Origin of the sequence: Actinoplanes sp. DH11, from assembly GCF_020873875.1 — a bacterium.
Lineage (GTDB): Bacteria > Actinomycetota > Actinomycetes > Mycobacteriales > Micromonosporaceae > Actinoplanes.
Map to the genome: position 1 here is coordinate 184,333 of NZ_JAHWGU010000007.1, position 17,818 is coordinate 202,150.

The 17,818-nt window shown below is 73.1% G+C and carries 17 protein-coding genes, 1 pseudogene and 1 riboswitch; of the genes and pseudogenes, 4 read left to right on the forward strand and 14 right to left on the reverse strand.

What is annotated here, in order from left to right:
- Positions 1-37: 37 nt before the first annotated feature.
- Positions 38-1,057: a DUF4034 domain-containing protein gene (locus tag LPA41_RS12760; RefSeq protein ID WP_229070340.1), complete on the reverse strand. Its 1,020-nt coding sequence runs from the start codon at positions 1,055-1,057 to the stop codon at positions 38-40.
- Between the two features lie 96 nt (positions 1,058-1,153).
- On the opposite strand from LPA41_RS12760, the gene LPA41_RS12765 reads away from it, so the two are divergent.
- Positions 1,154-2,164, forward strand: a complete 1,011-nt coding sequence (locus tag LPA41_RS12765) for a zinc-binding dehydrogenase (protein WP_229070341.1) — start codon at positions 1,154-1,156, stop codon at positions 2,162-2,164.
- 120 nt (positions 2,165-2,284) lie between these two features.
- Here the strand turns inward: LPA41_RS12765 and LPA41_RS12770 are convergent, their stop codons facing one another.
- From LPA41_RS12770 to LPA41_RS12790, 5 genes are all read right to left on the reverse strand, one after another.
- The gene (locus LPA41_RS12770) at positions 2,285-3,271 is read right to left on the reverse strand and encodes an alpha/beta hydrolase (protein WP_229070342.1); all 987 of its coding nucleotides are present in this window, start codon (positions 3,269-3,271) and stop codon (positions 2,285-2,287) included.
- Between the two features lie 63 nt (positions 3,272-3,334).
- A complete protein-coding gene (locus tag LPA41_RS12775) occupies positions 3,335-4,321 on the reverse strand; it encodes a nitronate monooxygenase (protein ID WP_229070343.1) in 987 nt (328 codons plus the stop codon).
- 10 nt (positions 4,322-4,331) lie between these two features.
- Entirely contained in the window at positions 4,332-5,093 is a 762-nt protein-coding gene (locus LPA41_RS12780; RefSeq protein WP_229070344.1) for a sulfite exporter TauE/SafE family protein, read from the reverse strand.
- A gap of 47 nt (positions 5,094-5,140) precedes the next feature.
- Positions 5,141-5,698: a transglycosylase family protein gene (locus LPA41_RS12785; RefSeq protein WP_229070345.1), complete on the reverse strand. Its 558-nt coding sequence runs from the start codon at positions 5,696-5,698 to the stop codon at positions 5,141-5,143.
- 2 nt (positions 5,699-5,700) lie between these two features.
- Positions 5,701-5,873: riboswitch (cyclic di-AMP (ydaO/yuaA leader) on the reverse strand.
- A gap of 174 nt (positions 5,874-6,047) precedes the next feature.
- A complete protein-coding gene (locus tag LPA41_RS12790) occupies positions 6,048-6,410 on the reverse strand; it encodes a DUF1304 domain-containing protein (protein ID WP_229070346.1) in 363 nt (120 codons plus the stop codon).
- A gap of 78 nt (positions 6,411-6,488) precedes the next feature.
- On the opposite strand from LPA41_RS12790, the gene LPA41_RS12795 reads away from it, so the two are divergent.
- Both LPA41_RS12795 and LPA41_RS12800 read left to right on the forward strand, forming a co-directional pair.
- On the forward strand, positions 6,489-7,745 hold the full coding sequence (locus LPA41_RS12795) for an MFS transporter (protein WP_229070347.1): 1,257 nt from the start codon (positions 6,489-6,491) through the stop codon (positions 7,743-7,745).
- A 275-nt stretch (positions 7,746-8,020) separates the two neighbouring features.
- Complete coding sequence (locus tag LPA41_RS12800; RefSeq protein WP_229070348.1) at positions 8,021-8,905, forward strand: hypothetical protein; 885 nt, start codon at positions 8,021-8,023, stop codon at positions 8,903-8,905.
- Positions 8,906-9,070: 165 nt separating this feature from the next.
- Here LPA41_RS12800 and LPA41_RS12805 read toward each other — a convergent pair whose 3' ends face one another.
- The 8 genes and pseudogenes from LPA41_RS12805 to LPA41_RS12840 all read right to left on the reverse strand — a co-directional run bounded on the left by LPA41_RS12805 (position 9,071) and on the right by LPA41_RS12840 (position 17,397).
- The gene (locus LPA41_RS12805; protein ID WP_229070349.1) at positions 9,071-9,805 is read right to left on the reverse strand and encodes a dienelactone hydrolase family protein; all 735 of its coding nucleotides are present in this window, start codon (positions 9,803-9,805) and stop codon (positions 9,071-9,073) included.
- A gap of 56 nt (positions 9,806-9,861) precedes the next feature.
- Entirely contained in the window at positions 9,862-11,334 is a 1,473-nt protein-coding gene (locus LPA41_RS12810) for a hypothetical protein (protein ID WP_229070350.1), read from the reverse strand.
- Positions 11,331-12,413 carry a DUF3500 domain-containing protein gene (locus LPA41_RS12815; protein WP_229070351.1) on the reverse strand — a complete coding sequence of 361 codons (1,083 nt, stop codon included), beginning with the start codon at positions 12,411-12,413 and terminating at the stop codon, positions 11,331-11,333. The genes LPA41_RS12810 and LPA41_RS12815 overlap by 4 nt, the downstream gene beginning before the upstream one ends.
- A gap of 71 nt (positions 12,414-12,484) precedes the next feature.
- Complete coding sequence (locus LPA41_RS12820; protein WP_229070352.1) at positions 12,485-13,654, reverse strand: ROK family transcriptional regulator; 1,170 nt, start codon at positions 13,652-13,654, stop codon at positions 12,485-12,487.
- Positions 13,655-13,833: 179 nt separating this feature from the next.
- Positions 13,834-14,881: pseudogene (locus LPA41_RS12825) on the reverse strand (phosphotransferase).
- Between the two features lie 275 nt (positions 14,882-15,156).
- The gene (locus LPA41_RS12830) at positions 15,157-15,630 is read right to left on the reverse strand and encodes a VOC family protein (protein WP_229070353.1); all 474 of its coding nucleotides are present in this window, start codon (positions 15,628-15,630) and stop codon (positions 15,157-15,159) included.
- Between the two features lie 51 nt (positions 15,631-15,681).
- Positions 15,682-16,095, reverse strand: coding sequence for an MmcQ/YjbR family DNA-binding protein (locus LPA41_RS12835; protein ID WP_229070354.1), 414 nt, complete (start codon positions 16,093-16,095; stop codon positions 15,682-15,684).
- Positions 16,096-16,116: 21 nt separating this feature from the next.
- A complete protein-coding gene (locus LPA41_RS12840; RefSeq protein WP_229070355.1) occupies positions 16,117-17,397 on the reverse strand; it encodes a multidrug effflux MFS transporter in 1,281 nt (426 codons plus the stop codon).
- A 162-nt stretch (positions 17,398-17,559) separates the two neighbouring features.
- On the opposite strand from LPA41_RS12840, the gene LPA41_RS12845 reads away from it, so the two are divergent.
- Positions 17,560-17,778, forward strand: a complete 219-nt coding sequence (locus tag LPA41_RS12845) for a hypothetical protein (protein ID WP_229070356.1) — start codon at positions 17,560-17,562, stop codon at positions 17,776-17,778.
- Positions 17,779-17,818 lie beyond the last annotated feature (40 nt).

A 17,818-nucleotide genomic window follows, 5' to 3' on the forward strand; every position in this document is an offset into this window, starting at 1 on the left:
ACCTTTTCCAGGGGTACGCCCGGCCACAGCCCGTGGATCAGAGATGGTTCGCCCAGAGCCAGCCCTGCAGATAGCCCCATTCGCTGCCGCCGTAGAACCAGGCCCACGGCGAGGCCGCCGACACCGCCGGCCCGATCGCGTCGAACTCGGCCTTCGCCTCGGCCCGCTGCTTGAGCTGGCAGTGGTAGAGCGCCGCCCACTGCCGGCACAGGTCGTTGCGGGCACCGGCCGGCGCCCCCGCACGCCACTTCACGAGCAGGGCGTCCACCTCCTGCCGGACCTCGGGCCCGCGGATGTAGGCCTTGGCGGCACGCCGGCCCTTGTCCCTGTTGTCGCCCCAGGTGAATTCGCGCAGTACGTACTCGTAGTGCGCGAACAACGGCAGCAGTACGGTGCCCGACCCCGGCGGCGCCGCGGCGGACGCCTGCCGCGCGGTGGCGAACATCTGCTCGTGCGAGCCGCCCCACTTCTGCGTGGACAGCATGACCGCGACCAGGTGCAGGGCGAAGTGGTGCGGGTCCCGGCGCCGGCCCTCGGCGTAGACCTCGTCGAACGACGCGCGCGAACGATGATTGCCGAACATCGTGTCCATCTTGCGGACCCACGGCACCGGGTCGTACGGCCCGGCCAGTGCCATCGCCCGGTCGGCGGCCGCCGCCGCCCGCGCGGAAAGCTGATGGAAGCCGCGGAACTGCTCCCCCGACGTCTTCGACGCCGACGCGCTGCCGCGCGCCCGGAAGGCCCGGTGGTGCAGCATCGCCGACTCGACGAGCACCGCGTCCGGGTCGTCCGGCCGCGACTCCAGCCACGTCTGCAACCAGATCCCGCCGGTCGCCGCCGCGTCGGCCAGGATCTCCACCCGGTTGCCCCGCTGCTCCCAGTCGCCGCCGGTCCGCGCCAGCAGCTCCGCGGCGGCGTGCCAGTTGCCTTGCGCGGCCGCGGTGCGCGCCCGCCGGCCGTCCTCGTCGTGCACCGCGGGATCCTCGGTGAACTCCGGGAAATCCGGGATCGGGCCGCGGAACAGCGCGTGGACCATGAAGCGATAGAACCGGAGCATCGCAAGATCCTAAGTGACGCCCGCCGATCGCGAGACCCCGTTCCCGGTCCGCCCGGAGACCGCGGACCGAGCCGTGCCGCGTGCTCTACTTGACTGATGATCATGCGTGCGCTGGTGTTCACCGGGCCCGGCCGGGCCGAGGTGCGGGAGGTGCCCGCGCCGGTGGCCGGTGCCGGCGAGGTCGTCGTGGACGTCGAGCTGGCCGGGGTTTGCGGCACCGACGTCGAGCTGTTCACCGGGGAGATGAGCTACCTGCACAGCGGCCGGTCGACCTACCCGCTGCGCCCCGGGCACGAGTGGTCCGGCATCGTCACCGCGACCGGCCGCGGCGTGGACGAGTCCTGGCTGGGCCGCCGCGTGACCGGCGACACGATGATCGCCTGCGGTGACTGCCGGCGCTGCCGGGGCGGGCGGCACCACGTCTGCGCCGGGATGCGCGAACTCGGCATCGCCGACGGCCGGCCCGGCGCGCTCGCCGAGCAGCTGGCGTTCCCGGCCGCCTACCTGCACGCGCTGCCCGACCCGGTGGACGCCACCCTCGGCGCCCTGGTCGAACCCGGCGGCAACGCCCAGCGCGCCGTGGACGCCGCCGGTCTGCGCCCCGGCGAGCGGCTCCTGATCGCCGGCACCGGCACGATCGGGCTGCTGGCCGCGATGATCGCCCGGTCCCGCAGCATCGAGGTGCATCTGCTCGGCGAGCACCTGGAGTTCGCCCGGTCGCTCGGTTTCGCCGACGCCCACCCGCTCGGCACCCTGCCGGAACTGCCGTGGGACGCCGTCATCGACGCCACCAACGGCCCGGCCGTCCCGGACCTCGCCGTCCGGCTCGTCGAGCCGGGCCGCCGCGTCGTCTACATCGGCCTGTCCGGCACCCCCAGCACCGTGGACAGCCGGGACATCGTACTCAAGGACGTCACCGCGGTCGGCATCCTGGGCGCCTCCGCGGGGCTGGCGCCGGTCGTCCGGGCGTACGCCGACGGGCTCGTGGACCCGCGGCCGCTCGTCGCCGCGGTGACCGCGCTGGCCGACGTGGCAGGCGTCCTCGCCGGCAACCGCCCACCGGGCGCCGGCACGGGCCCCAAGTTCCTGGTCGACCCGCGCCGCTGAGACCGCGTTGCCGCTGCGACCGCGCTGCTGCTGAGACCTGGCGGCGCTGCGACCGCGCTGCCGCTGAGACCTGGCGGCGCTGCGACCGCGCTGCCGCTGAGACCCGCGCGGCGCCTCAGGTCAGGTGCGCAGCCAGCCGTCCATCCGGTCCAGCACGTCGGCGGCCGCCACCGTGAACGGCTCGCCGAGGCAGCCGTGCACCGCGCCCGGTTGCAGGTGCTCGGTGACGTCCACGCCGGCGTCGCGCAACGCCACCGTGAACGCCTCACCGGAGCTGCGCAGGGTGTCGTACTCGCAGTTGAGCACCAGCGTGCGCGGCAGCCGGGTCAGGTCACCGTTGGCCGGGAACGCACACGGGTCGTCGAGCCCGGCGCCGCCCGCGTAGTGCCGGCTCATCGCGGCCACCCAGTCCGGCGCGAAGTATACCGCCGACCGGTTGCCTCGCACCGCGGCCAGCTGCTCCGGCGTCCACGGCGGCAGCTCGGCGTGCACACACGGATAGATCAGCAGCAGCGACGCCGGCGGCTGACCGGCGCCGTCGCGCAGCCGTTTCGCCACGCCCGCCGCCAGGTTGGCGCCCGCGCTGGCCCCGCCCAGGTGCAGCCGCTCGACCGGCACGCCGAGCCGGTCGGCGGTGGCCACCGCCCAGGTCCAGCCGGTGAGCACGTCGTCGGAACCGGCCGGGTACCGCACCCCGTGCAGCGCCTTGCGGTAGTCCAGGGACAGCACCGAGATTCCCCGGGCGGCCAGCGCCAGCCCCACGAAGTGCGCCTCGGCCATCCGCAGCGACCCGCTGACGAACGCGCCGCCGTGCACCCAGACCAGCCCGGCCACCGGCTCGCCGGGCCCGCGGTAGAGCCGCGCCGGCACCCCGGCCGGTACGTCGCTCACCCGCACGCCGGCCAGCTGCGGGAACCGCTGGAACAGCTCCTCGTCGGTGGGCCCGGTCTCCGGCAGGTCCCCGGCGACCTCCAGCATCCGCACGTAGTCGGGCACCGCCGGTAGATCCCCGCCGGCCGCCCGCGCCAGCACCGCCCGCCGTACCGGCCGGGGCAGCGTGCCGAGCACCTTCATCGCATAGCCAAGAACAGTCCCGGTCGCGGTCATGGGTACCGAAGTTAACCCCTCCCCCGCCGAACCGCGCCCGCCACGCCAATCGGCCCGGCCCGTTCAGCCGGTCAGGCGGCCGATCAGTTCCGCGGCCGGCCCGGCCGTCACGTCGCGGAACCCGGTGCCGGCCCACAGGTTCAGCGCACCGGCGTCACCCCGCCGCGCCGCGGCGGCCCGGATCGGCGCGGTCAGGTGGTGCACCGCCGGGTAGCCGATCGGGGCGATCGCCGAGTACGCGTCGATGAACCGGTTGCGCAGGCCGCGCGCCGGTTGCCCGGTGAACGCCCGGGTCACCACGGTCTCGGTGAACTCGCCGGAGAGTATCGCGGCCCGCTGCGCCGGCCGGGTGCCGGCCTCGTCGGCGAGCAGGAACGCGGTGCCGCACTGCACCGCGGCCGCACCGGCCGCCAGCACCGCGCGCACCTGCTCGGCGGTGGTGGCCCCGCCCGCCGCGACGACCGGCAGATCGGTCACCGCCCGGACCTGCCCGAGGATCTGCACGGCGTCGGTCTGTCCCGTGTACCCCGCGGGTGACGTGGTGGCGGCGTGCCCCCCGGCCGCACCGGCCTGGGCGATCAGCGCGTCCGGGCCCGCGGCGACGGCCGCCTGCGCCTCCGACGCGGAGGTCACCGTGATCAGGACGGTGGACCCGGCGTCGTGCAGCGCCCGGATCACCGCCGGGTCCGGCACGCCGAAGGTGAAGCTCACCACCGGCACCCGGTACGCCACCGCCAGCTCCACCTTCGCCGCGAAATGGTCGTCGTCGCCGAGCCGCAGCGCCGGCAGCTCGACCTCGTAGCGTGCGGCCTCCGGCGCGAGTGCCCGCCGGTACTCCTCCAGCGGCCCGGGGTCGGCCGGCGGCGGCACCGGGACGAAGATGTTGAGTCCGTGCGCGATCGAGCCGACCTCGCGCAGTTCCGCCTCGACCTCGCCGGGCGCCTTGTACCCGGCCGCGAGGAAACCGAGCGCACCGGCCCGGGCAGCGGCATCGACCAGGGCCGGGGTGGACGGTCCACCGGCCATCGGGGCGACGATCAGTTCACGCATGCGCCAGACCTTACGTCGCCGTGGCGGTGCTGCTCCCGCCGTGCCACAGAAAGACGGCCAGCGCCAGCGCGGCGATCGCGATCACCACCCGTAGCGGCCGTTCCGGCGTGCGCCGCACCAGTGCCGGGCCGATCCAGCTGCCGACCAGGCACCCGGCCGCCAGCACCACGGCGGCGGTCCAGTGCACCGGGGCGAGGACCGCGTAGATCAGGGCGGCGGCCACGGTGGAGAAGCCGAGCACGACCGTCTTGACCGCGTTGGTGATCGCCAGCGGTTCGACGGTGGTCAACGACAACGCGGCCAGCAGCAGCACACCGGCACCGGCGCCGAAGTAACCGCTGTAGACCGCGATCAGCAACACCGCGACCGACGGCGGCGGACGGCGTCCGGGACGGGCGTACCAGGCCCGCACCGGGTCCCGGAACAGCAGCGCGAACCCGCCGAGAGCGATCAGGGCGGGCACGACCCGCTCGAACGCCGACGCCGGGGTGTTCAGCAGCAGCACCGCGCCCGCGGTGCCACCGAGCACGCCGGCCACACCGTGCCGGGCGATCCGGCGGCCCTGCCCGCGCAGTTCGGTCCGCGACCCGGCCGCCGCACCGGCCGCGGTGGACAGCAACGCCACCGTGTTGGTGACGTTGGCGGCCACCGGCGGCAGGCCGACGGCCAGCAGCGCGGGATAGCTGACAAGCGACGCCAGCCCGCCCATCGAACCGGTCAGGCCGGCGCCGACCCCGCCGGCCAGGAGCAGCGCGGCGTGGTCGGCGTTCACGGCACGTCAGCGTACGCCGATCGGCATCGACATCGACGCCGAGCCACTCAGCGCAGGCGCAGGCGCTGCCCCACGAAGATCTTGCCGGGGCTGGACAGACGGTCGTCGTTCAGGCGGTAGAGCGTACGCCACCCGCCCTTGACCTTGTACTTCTTCGCGATCGCGGCGAGCGTGTCGCCGGAGCGCACGACGTAGGAACCCTTGACCGTGACCGTCTTCGACGACTTCTTCTTCGCCGCCTTCTTGGTCGCCTTGTAGATGCCGGCCTTCTTGCCGCACACCGGCCAGGGCTTCAGCCCGCGCTTCTTGTAGAGCTTCTCCGCGATGCGGATCTGCTCACCCTTGGTGGCCTTGTCGGCGGTACGGGCGTACTTCGCCCCGCCGTTCGCCTTCCACGTGCTGCGGCTGAACTGCAGGCCGCCGTAGTAGCCGTTGCCGGTGTTGATGTGCCACCGGCCGCCGGACTCGCACTTCGCGAGCACATCCCAGTTCACCTGTCGTGCCGCCTCCGCCGGGCTCGCCGGGGCGAGCAGCACGCCGGCTCCGGTGACACCCGCGGTCACCAGGACCAGGGCAAGGCGCGTTCGTCGTCCGATCTGAGACATGGAGATCCTCCACGCCTACGAGGTGAGCTGTCGGGTTCGGGCTGAGGTGCCCGGCCGTGTCGTACGGCTTCACCCCGAGGCGCGCTCTGTCACCGCGCGCCGTGTTACCTGGGTCCCCCGCTCCTGCCGTGGGTTCGTGTCCGCGGCCGGCGGCAGGATTCGGCGGACCGCCCGCGGTGCCCGCTGTCGCGGGACCGGCCGACGGTAACCACGGCCCAGCGGCAAGGGCCAAGCTCAGACCCCTCTATAGTGACGTTCTTCTCAGTATTTGCCCGATTTGATCTTGCTAGCGAACGGAAAAGACGGGCATTCCCGACTCGCGTCGTAGGCCCGTTCGGGGCGGGACATTTCAGCCCGCGACGACCACCGCGATCAAGGCCAGCGCGGCCGGGACGGTCTGGACGAAAAGGATGCGGCGGCTGGCGGTCGCGGCACCGTACAGTCCGGCCACCGCGACGCAGATCAGGAAGAACAGTTTCGCCGCGTACCCGGTCTCGCCGCCCGCGACCAGCCCACACACCAGGCCCGCCGCGAGGAACCCGTTGTAGAGGCCCTGGTTCGCCCCGAGCGTCTTGGTCTGCTGCGCGAACTCCGGACTGAGCCCGAACGCCTTGCGCCCTCGCGGCTTGGTCCAGAGGAACATCTCCAGCACCAGGATGTAGACATGGATCAGCGCAACCAGCGCCACCAGCACGTTCGCCAAAATGATCACTGCGAGACCCTAGCGGTACGCCGGACGCGCGCCCCAAACGAATGGTAAAGAGACCTTCCGATAAGCAAAGATCGAGTCATGTTGTGGACGGCCGACTTCACCCGGTACTTCGTCTCCCGCGCGGTCTCGGTGTTCGGCGACGCGATGCTGACCGTGGCGGCCGCCCTCGCCGTCGGACAGCTCTACGGCGCAACCGGGGTCGGCGTGGTGCTCGCCGCGTGGATGGTCCCGTTCCTCGGGTTCATCCTGTTCGGCGGAGTCTTCGCCGACCGGATGGGCGCCCGCCCGCTGATGCTCGGCGCCGACCTCGTCCGCGTCATCGCGCAGGGCGTCGTCGCCGTCGCGTTCTTCACCGGCACACCGTCGCTCTGGCTGCTGATCAGCTGTTCCGCGGTGAGCGGCGTCGCGGCGGCGATGTTCCAGCCCGGCGTCAACGGCATCGTGCCGCAGGTCGCCAGCGACCCGCACCGCGCGAACGCCACCATCCGGATGGCGAGCGCCCTGGCCGAACTGCTCGGCCCGGCCGCCGCCGGCGTGATCTTCAGCTTCTTCGGCGCCGGCCCGGTGTACGCCGTCGACGCCGCCACGTTCGCCATCAGCGCCCTGTGCCTGGCCCGGCTGCGCGTCGCCAAGGTCAGCCGGTCCGGCAACACCCTACGTGACCTGCGCGACGGCTGGCAGGAGTTCCGCGCTCGTACCTGGATCTGGAGCGTCATCCTGGTCTGGATCGTCTACGGCATCTTCCTGTTCGGTCCGCTCATCCCGCTCGGCGCGGTTCTGGTCGGCGGCGACCTCGGCGCACCGGCGTACGGCTGGATGCAGTCGGCGATCGGCGTGGGAACCATCGCCGGCGGTCTGCTCTGCCTGCGCTACCGGCCGGCGCGCCCGCTCGCCGCCGGCGCGGTGGCGCTGTTCGGCTTCATGCTGCTGCCCCTGGCGATCGCGCTGCACGCCGACCTCGGCCCGCTGATGGGCGCGGCCGCGGTGAACGGCGCGGCCTGGGCGTTCTGGTCCATCCAGTGGCAGACAAGCGTGCAGACCCTGGTGCCGCCGGACATGCTCAACCGGATGACGTCGTACGAGGTCCTCGGCTCCAACGGCAGCCTGCCGATCGGTCAGGCCCTGGCCGGTCCGGTCGCCGGCGTGGTCGGCGCCGAACGGGTCCTGGGGACCTCGGTCGTGGTGGGCGTGCTCGGCTGCGTGACCCTGCTGGCCATCCCGGCCGTCCGGGGCCTGCGCCGGGCGCCCGAGCCACCACCACCCGACCCGGTCGGCGGCGGGTCGGCCGGAGGTGCGGGCGGGCCGACCGGGCGTCCTGGCGCGGACCCCCGCTGATCCGGCCGGTGCTCGCCGTTGACGCCGGGTTATCACCGGCCGGGCCGCATTTCCGCGGGACAGTCGTGGCCGGACGCCGCTGGTATGTTCGGGCGATCGTCCCGACCACGTGGGGGTGCTGGTGACCGAGGTGACGCTGCGGCCGGTCGAGGACGCCGACCTGGGTGCCCTGTTCGAACTGCGCCTCGACGCGGGCACGCCGCCCGCCGGTCCCGCATGAGATCCCGGCCCGGCGACTACCGGTCCCGCATGAGATTCCGGTCTGACTCCTGCGGGTGGCACCGCACGAGATGCCGGTGATGCGCCGGGCACTCGTCGCGGCGGTCGCCCTGGTCCTGCTCGCCGCGTGCAGCGACACCCCGGACGACGACGCCGGGCAGCCGATCGCGATCCGGGCCACCGCCGAGCAGTGGCGCGTCCACGAGGTCAACCGCCAGCTCGCGATCGCGCTGCACAACGACGGCGACACCCCGGTGCGGGTGTCCCGCGTCGAACCGGTCCTGCCCTCCTTCGACGGCGAGACCCCGGCCGACACCGACGCCGTGCTGCCGGTGGGCGGGCTGCGGGTGGACGTGCCCGTACTCTTCGGCACCGGCGGCTGCACCCCCACCCGGGCCGCACCCTCGCAGGTGATCGTCACCGCCCGGCCGGAGGGCGCGGCGGATTGGCAACGCGTCGCCCTCGACCTGCCGCACCCCGCCCCGCTGCTCGACAAGCTGCTCGCCCTCGACTGCGCCACCGAACGGATCGAACAGAGCGTCACGCTCAGCTTCGGCCCGTGGCAGGACCTCGGGGCCGGCGGCGTCCGCGGCAGCCTTGTCGTCGAACGCACCGCGGCGGCCACCGGCCCGGTCACGGTGACCGAGTTGGACGGCAACGTGCTCTACCGGCTGGCCTTCCCGGACGGCATCCGGCGCGAGGTGACGGCGGCGAACCCGCGCGCGCAGGCCCCGCTCGTGGTCACCCCGCTGCGCTGCGACGCGCACGCGTTCGCCGAGGTGAAGAAGCCGTTCGAGTTCCCGGTGCACGTGGCGCTCGGCGACGGCGAGGCCCTGGCGACGCCGCTACCGGTGGACGAGGACGACCGGGCGGCCCTGGACACGATGCTGCGCCGCATCTGCGAGATCCCCGGTCCCGGCGAGAGCAAAGCCGGAAGCTGAGCCGGGCACCGCGCGGCGGCGCGGCCGGGCGCGGCTCGGTCCGGCGCGGCTCGGTCCGGCGCGGCTCGGTCCCGCGCTGCCGGGCGCGGCTCGGTCGGCGCGGCGCGGCTCGGTCGACGCGGGCGCGGTCGGCGCGGCTCGGTCCGGCGCCGGGTGGGGTGCGGTTCAGGACCGGCCGCGGAAGAAGGACACCGCCGAGGCGAGGGCCAGATCGGTCAGCTCGGGGTCGTGCCGGGCACCCACGTCGCGCATGAACGCGTGCTCCCCGCCCCGGTACACGTGCAGTTCCACGTCGTCGAGCCCGGCACCGTACAGCTCGGACACGATCCGCAGCCGTGCGTCCGCCGGCACATGCGGGTCCTGTGACCCGAAGACGATCAGCAACCGGCCCCGGATGTCCGCGGCCCGGCCGAGCGAGTCGGCCACGTCGGCGCCGAGGGAGCCGTTCTGCAGCCCCGTCGGGTAGAAGCAGACGGTAGCCGCCACCCGCTGATCGAAAGCGGCCCGGAACGCGAGGTGTCCGCCGAGACAGAAGCCGGTCGCGAACAGGTCCGAGATGTCCGTCCGCCCGGCCATCCAGTCGAGCAGCGCCACCCGGTCGGCATCGAAGCTCGCCGTGGTCGTCGCGGCCGCCGCGTCCAGCCCGGCCTTCTTGCCGGCGTCGTCGAACTCCAGGGCCACCCCGGCGAGCGGACCGTGCGGGTAGATCTCCGGAACGCACACCACGAACCCGGCCGCCGCCAGCCGCCGCGCGGTCCGCAGCGTCGACTCGGTCAGCTGGAAGATGTCGGTGTACAGCAACAGCCCAGGCCACGGCCCGTCACCGACCGGCGTGATCACCGCCGTGCGGATCTGGCCGCCGGGCGCCGGGACACGGAACTCTTCCTCATGCAGCTTCATGCCAGGACCCTACTGAGTGTCGGGCGGTCCACTACGGCCGGACCGCGGGGTGATGGTCAGGCGCCGGTCATGCCGAGGGCGCCGCTCACCGTCATGACGACGCCGAGCACGACGACGAGCGCGGCCGAGAAGATCGGCAGACGCCACAGCAGCGGGCCCGGCCGGACGTCGGTGAACCTGTCGCGGGCGGTGACCAGAATCAGCCCCAGACCGATGAGCACCGCACCGAGCCCGGCACTGAACGCGACAATCATCGCCAGCCCGAGGGCGGTCCGGTTCAGCCCGGCCGCGAGGATCAGCACGCCCAGCGCCTCCGGGCACGGGATCAGCCCGCCGGCGGCGCCCATCGCCGCGAGCTCCCGCCGCCCGCCGCCGGCGGGGACGGGGGCGGGCCGGGTGCGCTCCTGGAGCAGGTACGGGCCACCCGCCCGGTGCGCCACGACGAGTTCGTCCGGCCGCGACGGGATCTCCCCGCGCGACCGCCGATCGTCCACACCGGCCTCGTCGACGCCGAAGCGCTCGTCGGCGTCGAACCGCTCGTGCGCGTGCCCCCGGCCGTCTCCGTAGGACCGCCGCCCCGCCCCCGCCAGCCGCCGCCGCAGGATCCGCACCCCGAGGACGAGCACCACCACCCCGGTGACCACTTTCAGTCCCGGCACCAGCACGCTCGGCATTACGTAGTGCCCGGCCGCCAGCACCGCCGCCCCGAGCAGCAGCACCGACCCGGTGTGGGTCACGGTCACCACCGCGCCCAGCGCGACGGCCTGCCGCGGCGTGCCCCGCGAACCCACCAGGTAGGCGGCCAGCATCGCCTTGCCGTGCCCCGGCGTCAGCGCGTGCAGGGCGCCGAGCAGCGCACACACGCCGATCAGCGCGACCAGGGCCCAGGGCGAGCCGAGGGGTTCGCGCAGGGCTTCGAGCATCGCGGTGCCCGTACCCTCGCCGGGTGTGGCCTCGGTGCCGGCTGCGGCGGGTGCCGCGTCGCGGGCGAGCCCGACGGCAATCGCGCGGCCTTCGTGTCCGCGCCGGACGGAGCTCGCGGACCGGCCGGCGTCCGCGGCGACGAGCACGCTCATCTGGATCCGGGTCTTCTGGTCGGCGACGTAACCGTCGGTGACCGCGAACGCTCCTGCGGAGGCGGACAGCGGCGCGCCGGCCCGGACGGTGATCACGCCGCCGCCGGCCGCGAGCAGGTCGTAGGGCGGGTACACCGACCCGGTCACGACCAGTTCCGCGGGTGCACCGTCGGTGGCGACGGCGAGCGCAGCCCGTACGCGTGCGTCGTGGGCCGTGGTCTCGGCAGCACTCAGCCGGCGGTCACCGTCGGTGTCCAGCGACCGGGCGAAGCCGGGCGCGACCATCGCGCCCGCCACCACGTCGACCTGCACGTCCAGGGTCGTCGCGGCCGGGGTGAGGTAGACCTGCTGCAGGACCTCGTCGAGCGGGTGCGCCGACGCCGGTGACTGGGCCGGAGCGGACAGCACGCAGAGTGCCGCCGAGAGGGCGACAACGCCAAGTTGCTTGATCAACTGAGTTCGGCCCCGTAGTCGTTGCCCGGCTCGCGGTAGATGGAATGGATGTGGGTGACGCCGCCGGCATTCGCGCCCTGCCCCTGCTGGTGGGCGAACTCGATGATCAGCGACGGGCCCTGCACCCGGTAGTAGACGGGCCGCCCCTCGGTCGTATCGCCGGACCAGGCGAACCAGGTCTTGTCCAGGTTGTCCTCGGCGAGTTCGATCCGGGACTGTGCCTGGGTCGGGGTGAGCGGGCTGATCCATTCGGTGATCAGCGCCATCAGCAGCTCTTTCTGCTTCTCGGTGAACGTCGAGACCGGCACGCCCTCGTCGGCGAGCGTCTTGCCGTCCTGCTGCGCGCCGAGCACGATCTCGGTGATCGCGGTGTCCAGCACGGCGGCGTCCCGCTGCTTGTCGTCGAGCGCGTCCATCACGGCGAACGCGGCGTCCGTCTCCCCCCGCAGGGGTGCGACGGTGGTGCCGCCGGTGGTGTACGAGGCCGGCTGCGCCCCCCACAGCGTCGGCGCCATCGTCATCACGTCACCCTTGATCGTGAGGTTGACGGCGAGGTGGTGCCCGCCGTACTGGATGGTCCAGATCTCCGATTCGGACGGTGTGCCGAGGATCCGGATCCAGTAGTGGTCGGCACCGAACCCGAGGTCCATCCCGCCGGAGTCCTTGAGCACCCCGTCGCCGGTGGTGATGCCGGTGAGCTGCGCGTACCCGTCGGAGCTCAGCGCCGCCTGGAGGATCTTGCGCACCGCGCCCTGCTGCTCGGCGGAGAGCGCGTCCATCCGCAGGCCGGCACGTTTGAAGAGCTGGTCGGGCAGGTTGGACCACTGGGACAGGTTGGCGGTGGTCCGCTCACCCAGGACGCCGGCCCGCTCGGTGTCGCCGAGCGACGCGAGGAAGGCGTTCGCCGCGTTCATGACGTCCCGGGTCCCGCCGGTGACATTGCCCGCGGCGGCGGAAGCGGCGGCGGAGACGACGGCGGCGTTCGGTGTCGCCCCGGTCGTGGTGTCCTCGTCGTCGGCGTCGCCGCAGCCGGTGGTCAGGGCCAGTATCAGGACGGCTGATCCGGCGAGGCGTCTCATCGATGTCTCCTGTCCCGTGGGATATGCCGGGACGGTAACGGCTCACTCGACCGCTTTTACACCTTTTCGAACTATTTCAGGCTGACCAGTGGATCGGCCAGCAGGGCGCCGAAGCCCCGATCCGCCGCGCCCAGCAACGTGGCGTCGTCACGCAGCCCGGAAAGCCGCAACTCCGTACGCTCCCGGGACACCGGCATGGCGTGCTGGGCGATCCGCGCGGCCACCTCCGGCGCGGCCACCGCGTACACCTCGCGGAGCATCCCGCCGAAGATCACCACACCGGGGTTGAACAGGTTGATCAGGTTGGCGACGCCGATGCCCAGCCAGTCACCGATCTCGGCCATCGCCCCGGCCGCCCGCAACTGCCCGGCCTCCGCGTCACACACCACCTGACGGACCGCGTCCCGGCCGAACAACTCCGGCCGGCCGGCCGCCGCCAGGATCGCGTGCTCCCCGGTCTCCGCCTCCAGGCACCCCGCCGAACCGCACAGGCACGGCCGCCCGCCGACCGGGTTCACCAGCATGTGGCCGACCTCGCAGCCGTACCCGCCCTCGCCGCCGAGCAGCTTCCCGCCCACCAGGATGCCGCCGCCCACCCCGACGTCACCGTGCAGGTAGATCAGATCCGGATGCCCGACCCCGGCACCCCGGGCGAACTCGGCGAGCGCACCCAGATGCGCCTCGTTACCGACCGCGACCGGCAGGCCGATCCCCAGCGCCCGCTCCAGCTCGGTGCCGAACGCCTGATCCACCCAGCCCATCTCCGGCCCGTAGCGCACCATCCCGTCACCCGGCCGGATCATCCCGCAGTAGGACGCGCCCACCCCCGCCACGACCGCCCCCGGCGGCGCCGCGTCGAGCAGCTCACGACCCATCGCCGCCAGCTCCCGCACCACGGTGTCCAGGTCGGCGCCGACCCGCGACCGCGCCACCGAACGCCGGTCCAGGATCGGCCCGCCCAGCCCCACCCGGGCCGCGACCAGCCGATCCACCGCCACGTCGAACGCGAGCACGAAGAACCGCTCCGACTCCGGTCGCACCACGAAGGACGGGCGGCCCGCTCCGGTCGTACCCGTCGGGGCCTCCTCGCGCACCAGCCCCGCACCCGCAAGCTCCGCGGTGAGCGCAAGAATCGTGCTGCGGTTGACACCCATCCGCTCCGCCAGCGCGGCGCGCGACAGCGGCCCGCTCACGTGCACATGCTGCAGCAGGGTGCCCAGATTCGATCGGTGTCTACGCATACCGTCGTCAAACCTACGACACCTCCTGTCAACATCCCCGGCAGCCGCGATTTCCCTGATCCCGATCACACCCCCACAGGAGTACGGCCACGCGCACCCACCGGCCACCACCCCCACACCCACCGGTTTCCCCGGCAGTCCCGCCCCCATCGGCACCGCAACCAACACCGACGACCGTGTCAGGTGGCCGTCGCCGTCAGCCGTTCCAGCGCCGCCAGCGCCGGCGGCCCCCACGTCGGCTTGCCACCCGGACGCCCGTGCACCCCGGCGTCCCCGATGAGGATGCCGCTGAGCGCACGAGCCATCGCCCAGCCCCGAGCCCGCCGCATCATGGCCGCGTCCACGCCAGGCCCATAGCCGGCCCAGACCTCCTCAACAGTCCCGTCCCGGCCACCAGCACCCGGCCCCTCACCGCGCGCCCCGCTCCCACACGGCGCCCCACTCCCGCCCGGCGCCCCGCTCCCGCCCGGCGCTCCGCTCCCGCCCGGCCTTTCGCTGCCCGCCCCGCTCCCCCACGTCCCCTCGCCGCGCGCCCCGCTCCCGTCCAGCAGCAGCCAGGCCGCGGACAGGTCGTAGGCCGGGTCGCCCGCGCACAGGTCACCGAAGTCGATCACCCCGCAGAGCCTGCCGTCCGCGGTGAGAACGTTGGCCGGGTGCAGGTCGGCGTGCAGCCACACGGCCGGACCCGTCCACACCGGCGCAGCGACCGCGTCGTCCCAGACGGCACGCACCGCGTCCGGGTCCCGGATCAGCCCTCGCCCGGCGACCGCGGCAAGCCCCTCAGCGAACTGGCCGGCCCGCTCGGCCAGCGGCCCACCCCGTCCCCGGCCCGCCGGCGCACCACTCGGCGCGGGCCGGTGAAGCGCGGTCAGGAACCGGGCCAAGGCGGCCGCCCCACAGGTGACGGGCGCCTGATCGGCGGGCGTACCCGGCACCCACGTCGTCACCACCCACGGCCGCGGGAACCGCTCCGACGGCGTACCCCCACCGCTGCGGGACCGGCACCGGCAGCGGCAGACGAGGCCCGAGCGCAGGCATCCACGCGTACTCCTTGCGCAACAACTCGTCCGCATCACCGGTGGCCCACGGAAGCCGTACCGCCAGGTCCTCCCCGAGCCGCCACAACTGGTTGTCCCAGCCTCGCGCCCCCAGCCGCACCGGCAGTTCAGCGAGATCGGGGTGCTGGTCCCGCAGCAGCCCACGCACCAGCTCGGCAGTGATCTCCATCGGCCGCTCCCCCACCGCCACCATGACCTCCCCGCCCTCCATCGCTTCCGCCCGTGCGGCAGTGCCCTCCGCCCGCGCCATCGTCTCCTGCCCGCGCGGCAGTGCCCGCACGGCGATCCCGCGCGCGGCGTCGACCCACACAGCGGTGTTGATCTGCTGGCGCTACGAAATCGCTGTGATCATGGGGTCATCACCGCGATTTCGCATCGCTAGCAGATCAACTTCCCGGAAGCGGGCGCCCCGGCGGCTGCCGGCGAGCGTCCGGCCGCAAACGGTCACACCGCGGCGGCCTCCGACGCCTCGGCGTTGCCGTGCGTCACGCGCAGGTAGTACCCGTCGGGGTCGGTGAGCCGGAAATCGTGCAGGCCCCACGGCCGCAGCCGGAGCGGTTCGACCGCGGCGACACGGGCGGCGCAGTGCTCGTACAGGGCGGACACCTCGTCCACGTCGTCGAGCTCCAGCACGATCTCCACGCCGGCACCCCGAGCCCCGGCACCGCTCGCCCCGGCACCCCAGGACCCGCCGTCACCCCGAGCACCGCCGGCACCCCGGGCACCGCCGGCCGGCTGCCAGGCGGCCCCTGGTCCCGCCGACAGGTTCGCCATCAGCCCCAGACCGAGCACGACATGCCCCCGTACGAGCACGGCATAGTCCGCCGAACGCCGAACGACCCGGAAGCCCAGCAGACCGGTGTAGAACGCGATGCTGACGTCCAGGTCATCGACGAACAGCTCCATCCGAAGGCGCATGACACGATCATCGCGTACCGCGTCACGTATGCCGCCCACCCACGTCTGGGCCTACCCCGCGGGCAGCCCCACCCGGGCGGCGAGAAACTTCGGAGCCATCAGGCAGTAGCTGTCCGTCAGCAACTCCGCGATCTCCACCCAGTCGGTGTCGTCGCCGAACACGGCCGCGGCGACGTTCCCGCCCCATCCGGCGCGGAAGAACGGGTAGCCGGCGGCGGTGAGACCGAGCAGGTCGTCGGCGGGGACGCGGAACGTCAGCACGACCGGCGCGACGCCCGCGGTCACGTACCGGGCATACATCGGGTTGCGGACCGGGTCCGGGGTGTAGACGTGCGCGACGGTCCGCGTACGGATCCGCCAGCGGACGCCGATCCAGGCCGGCTCCTCGTACGTCTCGGGGAGCCGGCCACAGATCGACCGCAGCCGGTCGAGAATTTCCGCGGGCACATCTCCGGGTGCGGACATGGGCCCGACACTATCGGCCGCCTAGTGGACAGCGACCACGGCCGGACCCGGCTGGTGGGCCGGCAGGCGGTGCGGGCGAACCACCAGGAAGCAGACCAGTGTGGCGGCCAGCATCCCGCCGAAGACGACGATCGCCATCGCTACCGCGCCGACGCCGAGGACGCCGACCAGGGGTGCGGCAAGCGCGCCGACGCCGAACTGGACGGCACCGAGCAGGGCCGCCGCGGTGCCGGCCGCCTCGCCGTGGCGGGAGAGAGCCAGCGCGGGCGCGTTCGGCATGGCCAGGCCGACCATGGCGAGGACCAGCCAGAGCGGGATCAGGATGCCGGCCAGGCCGCCGACCTCGGTGATCGCCAGGACCAGGAAGATCAGGCCGAAGCCGAGGCCGGCGAGCAGGGAACCGCCGAGGATCTGCTGCGGCGACCAGCGGCGGAGCAGGCGCACGTTGAACTGGGTGGCGCCGATCAGACCGACCGCACCACCGGCGAAGACGAGGGCGAACTGCTGCTCGCTCATCCCGTACCCGTCCTGGAAGACGTAGGAGGATCCGCTCACGTAGGCGAACAACGCCGCCATGGCCAGACCGGCGACCAGGATCAGGCCCACGTACACCCGGTCGGTGAGCAGCCTGCCGTAGTCGCGCACCGAGCCCAGCACGCCACCGTTGCGGCGCCGGGTGACCGGCAACGTCTCCGGCAGCACCAGCGCGGACACGCCCATGATGGTCACGCCGATGACGGTGAGCGCCACGAACACGCCGCGCCACGACGTCCAGTTCAGCACCACGCCGCCGATGGTCGGCGCCAGGATCGGGGCCACCCCGACGACCAGCATCAGCCGGGAGAAGAGCCGGGCCGCGGCCAGGTCGGAGAAGAGGTCACGCACCATCGCCATCGCCACCACGGCGGCTGCCGCGGCGCCCAGGCCCTGCAGAACCCGGAGACCACCGAGTACGGCCACGTTGGGCGCGACCACGCACAGCACCGAGGCGAGCACGTGCACGGCGATGCCGGCGAGGAGCGGGATGCGCCGGCCGTACGCGTCCGACAGCGGCCCGACCAGCAACTGCCCGAACGCCAGGCCGACGAGCGTGCCGGTCAGCGTGAGCTGCACGGCGGCGGCGGTGGTCTGCAGGTTGTCGGTGATCGTCGGCAGGGCCGGCAGGTACATGTCGATGGTGAGCGGCCCGAGTGCGGTGAGCAGGCCGAGCACGAGCACGATCCGGAAGCGGCGCCCGAGCGGGAGCCTCTCACCGGGAGAGAGGTCGTCGTCGGGTGGGGTCAGGGTACGTGTCTCACTCACGACTGCGACAAGTTGCGCCCCGCCCAGGTTCTTCCGGCCAGGGCCGTTTGGTGTCGGCGGTCACAGGCGGCCGGCCACGACGGGATGGCACGGGTTTTGCGGATCGGGTCGCCGGGCAGAAACACCACATCCCTCCACGCACCACGAACAAGGAGATCCCCCATGGCAGGCAACGAGCACGACGTCAACCGCAGCACCAAGACCGGCCGGTTCGTCAAGGAGAGCACCGCCGAGCGGTCCCCGGCGACCACCACGACCGAGCACGTGGGCGGCAAGGAGCACGGTGACCGCGAGGTGAACCGCAGCGCGAAGACCGGCCGGTTCGTGACGGACACGACCGCGGAGCTGCACCCGGCGACGACCGAGACGCAGAACGTCTGACCCGGCACGGGGCGGCACGAGCAGGCCGGAGTTGCCAGAA